A 4,810-nucleotide genomic window follows, 5' to 3' on the forward strand; every position below is an offset into this window, starting at 1 on the left:
GCCGCAGCGCCTTCGGCCGGAGCCGCAGCCGCGTCAGCCGCCGGAGCCGCCGCAGCAGCGGCGCCCGGCTGGCGCGCCGGATCGGCGGCCGGGATGGCGAAGCCGGCCGAGCCCTGGGTGCGCAGCCAGGCGATCAGGTTGATGCGGGTCTTCTCGTCGCGGATGCCGGCGAAGGACATCTTGGTGCCCGGGACGTAGCGGCCCGGCGCGGTCAGGAAGGCGTCGATCTGGTCATAACCCCAGGTCGGGGCCTCGGCCTTGTGCTTGGCCATGGCGTCCGAATAGGCGAAGCCGGCGCGGTGCATGACCGGGCCGCCGAGGACGCCGTTCAGGTTGGGGCCGATGCCGTCGGCGCCGCCCGCGTTGGCGGTGTGGCAAGCCTGGCAGCGCGCGAAGGCGGCTTCACCGGCGGCCAGGTCGGCGGTCGGCAGGACCGTGCCCCAGTCGATCGGCAGGGCGGCGGGCTCGCCGCCGGCGGATTCTTCCGGCGCATCGACGAAGTAGCCCATCTTTTCGGGCTGCTTGGTGTGATACACCATGCCCGAAACCTGCTGGACCACCAGGATGACAAAGGCGGTGCCCAGGCACGCGCCCATAATCTTGTTCCACTTCAGATCGCCGCTCATGCGCGTCGTCGCTTCCCGTCTCTAATGAGCCCCCCCACCGCGAAGCGGCGTCAGGCGTATTCTTGCGTGGGCGTCTCTTACACGCTAGCGCGACCTTCGCAACCGGCCCGGGCGCTTCCGGGCGTCTCTGGACGTCGTCAAGCCGATGAATCCGCTGATAATGATACCCGCTCGCATGGCGGCGACCCGTTTGCCGAACAAGCCCCTGGCCGACATCGGCGGCAAGCCCATGATCGTGCGCGCCTGGGAACAGGCGGCCCTGTCGGGTTTCCGCGTCGCCGTGGCGGCGGGCGATCCCGAGATCGTCGAGGTCGTGGAAGCGGCGGGCGGCCTGGCGATCCTGACCGATCCGGCCTTGCCCAGCGGCTCGGACCGCATCCGCGCGGCGGTCGAGGCGGTCGATCCCGACGGCGCGCATGACCTGGTCATCAACGTCCAGGGCGACATGCCCTTCGCCTCGCCCGATCTGGCGCGCGCCTGCGCCGACCTGCTGGCCCGCGAATCAGCCTGCGACATCGCCACCCTGGTCGCGGCCGAGGCGGGCATGTCGGACCGCACCAATCCCGACGTGGTCAAGGCCGTCCTGGCCCTGCCTGAAGGCGAGGCCAGCGGCCGCGCCCTCTACTTCACCCGCTCGACCTTGTACGGCGACGGCCCGATTTGGCGCCACGTCGGCATCTACGGCTATCGCCGCGAGGCCCTGATGCGCTTCTGCGCCGCTCCGCCCTCGCCGCTGGAGAAACGCGAAAAGCTGGAACAGCTGCGCGCCCTGGAAATGGGCCTGCAGATCTGGGCCTCGGTCATCGACGAAGCCCCGCTGTCGGTGGACAATCCGGCCGATCTGGAAGCGGCCGGGAAGCTGGCGTAGCTCGACCTTCTCCCTCCCCTTCATGGGGAGGGTGGTCGCGCAGCGACCGGGTGGGGAGGGCGAGGCGATACGGAGCGCGGCGCTTTGCCAAAGCGTCCCCACCCGTCTGCCGCTTCGCGTCAGCCACCCTCCCCATGAAGGGGAGGGAGAGGATCGGCGCTACGCTTCCTCGTTCGCCCAGCTCTCCAGCAGCCGCCGCGCGATGGCGAAGGGCGGCGGCGCATGGATGGTCCCATGCGTTCCGGCCAGAACCGCCCGCGCCTCGGCCCGGGTCAGCCAGGCCACGGCTTCCAGCTCGGTCTGGTCCGGCGCGGCCTCGTCGGTCGTGACCTCGGCGATCAGGCCGATCATCAACTGGGCGGGGAAGGGCCAAGGCTGGCTGGAATGATACGCCACATCTGAAACCGTCAGGCCCGCCTCCTCAATCACCTCGCGGGCGCAGGCCTCCTCGATGGATTCGCCGGGCTCCATGAAGCCGGCGAGGGCCGACATCCGCCCCTCGGGCCAGATCGCCTGACGGCCCAGCAGGCAGCGCGGCTCCGCCCCGCCCTTATAGACCGGCAGCATGATGACGACCGGATCGACGCGGGGGAAATGCTCGACCCCGCAGGCCGGACAGACCCGCCGCCAGCCGCCCGAGGCCTGATCCGTCGCCTTGCCGCAGGCGGCGCAGAAGCCGTGACGGCGGCGCCAGTCGAACAGGCTCTTGGCCGTCCCGGCGATGGCGACGTCGGCCTCCGAAAGGGCCGCCGCCGCCGCGCGCATCTCGATGAACTGGCCCAGGCCCCCTGCGGGGCCGGTGGTCGGGTCGATGGAGCCCTCGAACTCCACCGCGAAGACCGGCGCCCCCTTCCACAGGCCCAGGAAGACGTCGCGGTCGGGAACCAGGTCGCGCCCGTGGCCCAGCGCCAGCCAGACCAGCCTTTGTCCGTCCTCATGGTCCTCGACCAGAGGCCGCCCCTCCCACAGCACCATGGCCAAGGCCTCGGGATTGGCCTCCTGCTCGCCCAGCCAGGCGAGATCGTTGCGAAGGTCGCCCGAGCGGTCGAGCGGATTGCCGGAGAAGACGTGGGTATGGGACATGGCCGCTTCATACCCCCGAGAAGACGACGCGGGGAGGGGTCTTGATTCCCGCGTCGCCAACCGTCATATCCCCTCTCGGAGATCGCGGGCGAAGGCTTCGCCAACTTGGTCAGGGCCGGAAGGCAGCAGCCACAACGAATTCCCCTTCGGGTCGCGGTCTCCACCCTCATCCTTTTGGCGCTATCGTCGATCATGCGATGATCGCCTGCTTGAGCGCTGGCTCGCTTCTTGAGCGCGATTTCAGACAATTCAGACGAATTGGACTCTGTTTTTACGGAGCCGCCTGCCGCATCGCGCAAGCTTCACGGAACCGGAATCGCTCTGGCCCGCTGAAAGGACTTCACCCTTTCAGGAGCAGGCGGATGAGCATTCTCGGGTCCATTCTCGGCGGCATCTTCAGGAAGAAGGCGGAGGCGGCCCCGACCGCGCCGGCGGCGCCGGCGCCGACCGCAACGCCCGCCGCGCCTCAGGCTGCGCCGGTCGCTCCCGCAGCCGTCGTCCCCGCGCCCGAGGTCGATGTCGCCGGCATCCTCGACTTCATGAACGACCAGCGCGCGCAGAAGCTGAACTGGCGCACCTCCATCGTCGATCTGATGAAGCTGGTCGGGCTGGAATCCTCGCTGGCCGAGCGTAAGGAACTGGCCGACGAGCTGGGCTATGCCGGCGACAAGTCCGACAGCGCCAGCATGAACATCTGGCTGCACGCCCAGGTGATCCAGAAGATCAGGGACAACGGCGGCCGTCTGCCCACCGATCTGTGAGGTCCGTCTCTCGCGAGGGGGTGCGCGACCGCGCCCTCTCGCGCTAAGACAGGATCATGAGCGACGTCGATCCGAGTCTTGATGGCCCTCCCTGGGAGGAGGACGTTCCCGAGCGGGACGAGAACACCGACGACATGTTCGGCGCGCCCGCCGCTGCGCCTGAGCTGGCTGCACCGGTCGCCGCCGCTGCGCCGGTGTCCGCGCCTGCGCCTGCGCCGACCAAGGCGGAGCCCTTTGCGGACGAACCCGCCGACGACGGCGCCTACAAGGTTCTGGCGCGCAAATACCGGCCTCGCACCTTCGAGGACCTGATCGGCCAGGAAGCCATGGTCAGGACCCTGACCAACGCCTTCGCCACCGGCCGCATCGCCCACGCCTTCATGCTGACCGGGGTGCGGGGCGTCGGCAAGACGACGACCGCCCGCCTGCTGGCCCGCGCGCTGAACAACGAAACCGACGTCATCGACAAGCCGTCGCTGAGCCTGACGGCGCATGGCCGCCACGACGCCTCCATCATGGCCGGCCAGCACATGGACGTCATGGAGATGGACGCCGCCTCGCACACCGGCGTCAACGACATCCGCGACATCCTGGAAAGCGTCCGCTACGCGCCTGTCGAAGCCCGCTACAAGGTCTATGTGCTGGACGAGGTCCACATGCTGTCGACGCAGGCGTTCAACGCCCTGCTGAAGACGCTGGAGGAGCCGCCGCCCCACGCCAAATTCATCTTCGCCACCACCGAGATCCGCAAGGTCCCGGTGACCATCCTGTCACGCTGCCAGCGGTTCGACCTGCGCCGCGTCGAGCCCGAGGTCCTGGTCGGCCACCTGGGCCGCATCGCCGACCGCGAAGGCATGAAGATCGAGCAGGAGGCCCTGGCGCTGATCTCCCGCGCCGCCGAGGGCTCGGTCCGCGACGGCCTCAGCCTGCTGGATCAGGCCCTGGTTCAGGCCGAGAGCGGCGCGACGGTGCAGACCGCCACCGTGCGCGACATGCTGGGTCTGGCCGACCGCACGCAAACCATCGCCCTGTTCGAATCCGTCATGGCGGGACGCACCGCCGAGGCGCTGGAAAACTTCCGCACCCTCTACGGCTATGGCGCCGATCCGGTGCAGGTCACCAACGACCTGCTGGAGCACTGCCACGCGGCTTCGGTGGCCAAGATGCTGGGTCCCAACGCCACCCGCCTGCCCAATGATCAGGCGCAGAAACTGACGGCGCTGGGCGCGGCGATTTCCGCCGGAACCCTGTCGCGCACCTGGCAGATGCTGCTCAAGGCTCTGGACGAGGTGCGGCGCGCGCCCAATCCGGCCGACGCCGTGGAAATGGCCATCGTGCGTCTGGCCTACGCCGCCGACCTGCCGGGACCGGAAGAGGCGCTGAAGGCCATCCAGTCGGGCGGAACCCTGCCGGGCGGCGGCGGCGCGGGCGGTCCGCGCGGCGGCGGCGGTGGAGGCGGCGCCTCGGCCATG

5 protein-coding genes and 1 other RNA gene are annotated in these 4,810 nt (G+C 69.4%); 4 read left to right on the forward strand and 2 right to left on the reverse strand.

Annotation, left to right across the window (positions count from 1 at the left end; translation table 11 throughout):
• Window positions 1–626: c-type cytochrome (locus tag VGE49_RS10690; protein ID WP_331034540.1), on the reverse strand; the 626-nt coding region annotated here is incomplete at its 3' end.
• Window positions 627–771: 145 nt separating this feature from the next.
• On the opposite strand from VGE49_RS10690, the gene VGE49_RS10695 reads away from it, so the two are divergent.
• Window positions 772–1,494 carry a 3-deoxy-manno-octulosonate cytidylyltransferase gene (locus tag VGE49_RS10695; RefSeq protein ID WP_331034541.1) on the forward strand — a complete coding sequence of 241 codons (723 nt, stop codon included), beginning with the start codon at window positions 772–774 and terminating at the stop codon, window positions 1,492–1,494.
• A 159-nt stretch (window positions 1,495–1,653) separates the two neighbouring features.
• Here the strand turns inward: VGE49_RS10695 and nudC are convergent, their stop codons facing one another.
• A complete protein-coding gene (gene nudC, locus VGE49_RS10700) occupies window positions 1,654–2,577 on the reverse strand; it encodes an NAD(+) diphosphatase (protein WP_331034542.1) in 924 nt (307 codons plus the stop codon).
• Between the two features lie 74 nt (window positions 2,578–2,651).
• Here nudC and ffs point away from each other — a divergent pair.
• The 3 genes from ffs to VGE49_RS10715 all read left to right on the forward strand — a co-directional run.
• Window positions 2,652–2,745: signal recognition particle sRNA small type (gene ffs, locus VGE49_RS10705), an RNA gene on the forward strand.
• Window positions 2,746–2,939: 194 nt separating this feature from the next.
• A complete protein-coding gene (locus VGE49_RS10710; protein WP_331034543.1) occupies window positions 2,940–3,338 on the forward strand; it encodes a DUF3597 domain-containing protein in 399 nt (132 codons plus the stop codon).
• 56 nt (window positions 3,339–3,394) lie between these two features.
• Window positions 3,395–4,810: DNA polymerase III subunit gamma/tau (locus VGE49_RS10715; protein WP_331034544.1), on the forward strand; the 1,416-nt coding region annotated here is incomplete at its 3' end.

The sequence above is a fragment of the Brevundimonas sp. genome (assembly GCF_036405315.1).
Lineage (GTDB): Bacteria > Pseudomonadota > Alphaproteobacteria > Caulobacterales > Caulobacteraceae > Brevundimonas.